This is a genomic window from Mameliella sp. AT18, from assembly GCF_028807275.1.
In the GTDB taxonomy this organism is placed as follows: domain Bacteria; phylum Pseudomonadota; class Alphaproteobacteria; order Rhodobacterales; family Rhodobacteraceae; genus Antarctobacter; species Antarctobacter albus.
On sequence record NZ_JARAMO010000247.1, the window covers coordinates 1 to 4,753 of the forward strand.

Here is a 4,753-nt window from a genome sequence, read left to right on the forward strand (position 1 = left end):
CGGCGGACCACTTCATTGGGGGAGGATCACTGAAAGGGGAGGAGACGGCCGCCGAGCTGGCAAGCCGGTTCGGGGTGCATCCGACGATGATCCATCAATGGAAGAGGGCCCTGCTCGAAGGTGCGTCCGGCGTGTTCGAACGCGGGGGCCGCAAGAGGCCCGATCTTGACGAGGAGCAGGTGAAGGAGCTCCACGCCAAGATCGGGGAGTTGGCGGTGGCCAACTCTTTTTTGGAACGAAAGCTGAAGCCCTGTGGCGGGAAGTGAGGCGCGGCAAGATCGAGCCTGACCACCCGGATCTGTCGATCGGCCAGCAGTGCAAGCTGCTGTCGATCGCGCGTTCGTCTTTCTACTACACGCCCAAGGGCGAGACCGAACAGAACCTCGGCCTGATGCGGCGGATCGACGAGCAGTTCCTGGAGAAGCCGTTCTTCGGCGTTCGGCAGATGACGTGGCACCTGCGCAACGACGGCCACCTGGTGAACGAGAAGCGCATCCGGCGACTGATGCGCCTGATGGGGCTCATGCCGATTTACCAGAAGCCCAACACGAGCAGGCAGGCGAAGGGGCATAAGACCTATCCCTACCTGCTACGAGGTCTGCGGGTGGATCGCCCGAACCAGGTCTGGTGCTCGGACATCACCTACCTGCCGATGCGGCGTGGGTTCCTCTATCTCGTAGCGATCATGGACTGGCACACCCGCAAGGTTCTATCTTGGCGGATATCGAACACCCTGGAGGCCGACTTCTGTGTCTAAGCGCTGAACGAGGCCATCCACAAGTTCGGGCCGCCCGAGATCATGAATACGGACCAGGGAGCCCAGTTCACGTCCTTCGCCTGGGCGGACCGGCTCCGCCGATCGGGCGTCGGGATATCGATGGATGGGAAAGGCCGGTTCCTCGACAACATCTTCATCGAGAGGCTTTGGCGCACCCTGAAATACGAGTGCGTCTACCTGCATGCCTGGGAGGCCGGTTCGGAGACGAAGGCGGCCATCCGGAAATGGATGGCCTTCTACAACCACCAGCGCCCTCACTCAGCTCTCGACGGCAAGCCACCGGCGCTGGTCTACTGGCAGAGAAATGATATCAACCAACCCGATCAGCAGGTGCAACGAGTAGCTTAGATTACGCCAGATCCTGTCCAAGATATGGGGAGTAGCTCACGTTTCGATGCCGTAGCGTTCTCCTATGCGGTCCGGAGGAGTAGGCAATTGCACCATGTGCCTTGCAGAGATGCCTGTGGTCTTCCTTTAGGTGATCGAATGTGGCGTTAGGCTCTTCCTTGGATCCTTGACGTCACAAGACCGTTCAAAACTCACGCCATGATATCCCTCTGGATCAAATGCGTAGCCTGCGGATTCGAGAACACAATCCCTGCCCCGCGTTAGAGCCTCGGCCTGTTGTATGTGATCAGGTCCTGCGTCGCTGCCGGTGTCGTTGTTGCTGCCACTTCGGCGCCTCGGACATGCACAGATTCTACGATCCTGGCGCAGACGCATTGCGGGGAACGGGGACGGATTAAGGGGCGGAGCAATCTAGGAACGTTGCGACGAGTCCGACCAGGGAGCTCTTTCCCCGTTTAGCCGTGTCCGGATTGTCAACGGCACCAGCCTAGGGGCAGACACGTGGGGCATTGGGCGGGGAACGGACATTCGCCGCGTTCGAAATAAAAGTCCGCTTTGCGAGGGAGCACGGCTTTTTCAGCCCCCCGGATCGCAAGTGTTTCCCAAGTCAACCCCGCCCACGATAGGGTGGAACACCCTGATCGGGGATCCAAGTGCCGTCTGGCAGAGGGCCCGTTTGCCAGAATACATCGATCGGGATGCCCCCTCGCGGATACCAGTAGCCTCCAATGCGCAGCCATTGCGGCTCCAGGAACTCGACCAACCGTCGCGCGATCGAGATGGTGCAATCCTCGTGGAAGGCGCCGTGGTTGCGGAAAGAGGTCAGGTAGAGTTTGAGCGATTTCGACTCCACCAGCCACGGGCCGGGCACGTAGTCGATGACCAGGTGCGCGAAGTCCGGCTGCCCCGTCATAGGGCAGAGCGAGGTGAACTCTGGCGCAGTGAAGCGCACGGTGTAGGTGGCATCGGCCTGCGGGTTGGCCACCCGCTCGAGCGCGGCCTCTTCGGGACTTGCGGGAATGCGGGTGGCTCCGCCGAGCTGCTTCAGGTCTCTGTAGATCGAGTCTGTCATGGAGGTCTCCGGAAGATCAGACGCCGCGTCTGTTGCCCCAGATCAGGACATGCAGTTGCGGCAGGATACGGGGTGCGAACCAGCGGTCCGCCATCGCGGTCTCGGTCAGCCAGCCGAGCCGGTCGGCCAATGCCTGCGAGTCGACCGGGGTCTGGGGGTCCACCTCGGGATTGCCCGGCTGCAGGTAGAGCGGCAACTCGGGATGGCGGGCATGGGCCTCCTTGGCCCACGCGTAATCGGCGCCATCGAAGACCACGATCTTCATCACGGTGCTTCGGGCGCCGCGGCCGGCTTCGACGCAGTCGGCGAAGGTGCCCCAATCCACCCGTTCGCTGCTCGAGGGCGGCTTGGGAGAAAGGACCAGCGTGTCGAGATCGGAAAACCAGGGCCGTGCGACCGAGCCCTGCGTCTCGCAGGCAAAGCGGTAGCCCGCGGCGCGGCCAAGCGCTATGAGTGGGCCGAAATCCTGGATCGCCGGATTGCCGCCGCTCAGCGAAACGGTGACGGGCCGGTCGCCCGAAAGGCGGCGCAGTTCCGCCCAGACTGCTTCGGGCTTCATCGCGGCCCAGGTGTGGCGATAGGCGCTGTCGACGGCGTACATGCTGTCGCACCACACGCAGCGGTAATCGCAGCCGCCCGCGCGCACGAACAACGTGGGCTCGCCGATCAGCGCGCCTTCGCCCTGGATCGTCGGGCCGAAGATCTCAGCGATGCGAAGCGTCGTCATGGCCGGTATTCGGCCCAGGTCTTGGGCGTCTCGCTGACAAGCACCGCGCTCACTTCCGGCCAGCGGGCCTTGCACCAGTCGAAGAAGTGTTTGGCCATGTTCTCGGCGGTCGAGGGCACGTCGAGCACGTCGTTCAGGTGCCGGTGGTCGAAGGTGTCGTCGATGTAGACCTTGAGGGGCTTGAGATCGTGATAGTCGCGCACGAAGCCGTCGGCGTTGAGCGCGTCCGCGGCCAGCTCGACCACCACGATGTAATTGTGCCCGTGCAGCCGGGCGCATTGGTGACCGGCCGGCAGATGCGCCAGCTGGTGGGAGGCGGAGAAGTGGAACTCCTTGCGGATACGGAACATCAGCGCTCCTCCTTCTCGGCGACTGCCCTGGCCCAGAAATCCGGGTCGGCATAGGTGGTCGGGTCCTCGACATCGGCAAGGTGAAAGGCCTCGCGCCGCTCCACGCAGGTGCCGCAGCGCCCGCAGTGCACCGCGCCGCCCTTGTAGCAGGACCAGGTTTCGGCAAAGGGCGTGCCGTGCCTGGCGCCCTCGGTCACGATGTCTGCCTTGGTGCGCTCCACGAAGGGCGTGAAAAGCCGCACGTCGGCATAACCGTCCAGCGCCATGCGCTGCATGGCGTCGAAAGCTTGCGTGAAGGCAGGGCGGCAGTCGGGATAGATGAAGTGATCGCCGCCATGGACCGCCGTGGCGACGGCATTGTCGCCATTGGCGGCGGCAACGCCGAAGCCGATGGCCAGCATGATCGCGTTGCGGTTCGGCACGACGGTGATGCGCATCGTCTCTTCAGCGTAGTGCCCATCGGGCACGTCGATGTCGTCGGTGAGCGCCGATCCGGTCAGCGCGGCGCCGATGGTGCGCATGTCGATGAGGTGATGCGGCACGCCGAGCCGGTGCGCGGCGGCAGCGGCGAAATCGAGCTCCTTGCGGTGGCGCTGGCCGTAGTCGAAGGAGACAAGCCGCGTGAGCCGATGCTCGGCGGCGACGATATGGGCGAGCGACACGGAATCGAGTCCGCCCGAGCAGATGACCAGAGTGTTCATTTTTGACCCTTGTTTTGATGACCGGGTAGGCTGCGACCGGTTGAGCGGAGCGTGTAACGGCAGAGCGGCAGCGCCGCAAGGGCGGCGCCCGATGACAGGGCTTTGATCCGCAGACGCATGGCGGGGCCGCGACGGGCCATTTCCTGTCGCGAAGGCCTTGGGCCGCGTTTACCGAAAGCTACACGTGATCTGGATCAGCGGTGACAATCATTTTCACGGATAGCGGACTTCCGACGAGCCCCTGTTAAGCGGCCGCTCTGGGCCGTCACTCACCCCCTTTGGCCCAAACAGGGCGACGGGACGTGCCGGCCTGCGGCGTCTTCTCCTCTTCCCCCTCACCGACATGGGACCAGAACGCTGATTTCCGGTGGTGCGCCTTCTTGAGCCCAGCAAGATAGGTTGCGTGGCTGGGGAATTCGCCGGAGCGGACGGCATCGGCGTCTTCTGAGAGCAGGGCCAGTTTCCCGAGGTAAGTCGCACCGTGTCCATAGGCCTTGGATCGCGCGAGGGTGAAGATGTCGTCCAGCAGGGCGCGGTAGAGGATTGTCGCGGCCAGCGGATGATCATGCTCCAGAAGCGCCGCCACTTTGGGCAGGATGTGCCAATCGCCACCGTCCCAGTGGTCCGGGTGCATCACGATCAGCTCGGCCGCCAGATCCGTTCGGGGCGAGTCGAGGAAGAACTGCAGGGCCGCCTCTGGCGCGGGTTTTTCAAGGGCAAAGGCATGAGCGCGGTCCTCTGCCTCGATATCCTCGAAATCCGGCAATTGGCCGAGGT

General features: G+C 63.4%; 5 protein-coding genes and 1 pseudogene. 1 reads left to right on the plus strand and 5 read right to left on the minus strand.

Annotated elements, in window-relative coordinates; genetic code table 11:
• Positions 1-14: 14 nt before the first annotated feature.
• A pseudogene (locus tag PVW46_RS21370) lies at positions 15-1,126 on the plus strand (IS3 family transposase).
• 607 nt (positions 1,127-1,733) lie between these two features.
• Here the strand turns inward: PVW46_RS21370 and queF are convergent.
• From queF to PVW46_RS21395, 5 genes are all read right to left on the minus strand, one after another.
• Positions 1,734-2,198, minus strand: a complete 465-nt coding sequence (gene queF, locus PVW46_RS21375; protein WP_043147282.1) for a preQ(1) synthase — start codon at positions 2,196-2,198, stop codon at positions 1,734-1,736.
• Between the two features lie 16 nt (positions 2,199-2,214).
• Entirely contained in the window at positions 2,215-2,925 is a 711-nt protein-coding gene (gene queE / locus PVW46_RS21380; RefSeq protein ID WP_069211344.1) for a 7-carboxy-7-deazaguanine synthase QueE, read from the minus strand.
• Positions 2,922-3,275, minus strand: a complete 354-nt coding sequence (gene queD, locus PVW46_RS21385; RefSeq protein WP_043147285.1) for a 6-carboxytetrahydropterin synthase QueD — start codon at positions 3,273-3,275, stop codon at positions 2,922-2,924. The genes queE and queD overlap by 4 nt, the downstream gene beginning before the upstream one ends.
• Positions 3,275-3,976 (minus strand): 7-cyano-7-deazaguanine synthase QueC, encoded by a 702-nt coding sequence (queC, locus tag PVW46_RS21390; RefSeq protein ID WP_043147287.1) that lies wholly within the window; start codon positions 3,974-3,976, stop codon positions 3,275-3,277. Before queC ends, queD begins: the two co-directional genes overlap by 1 nt.
• A gap of 265 nt (positions 3,977-4,241) precedes the next feature.
• On the minus strand, positions 4,242-4,753 hold a 512-nt coding region (locus tag PVW46_RS21395), incomplete at its 5' end, for a DUF6880 family protein (RefSeq protein WP_338020539.1).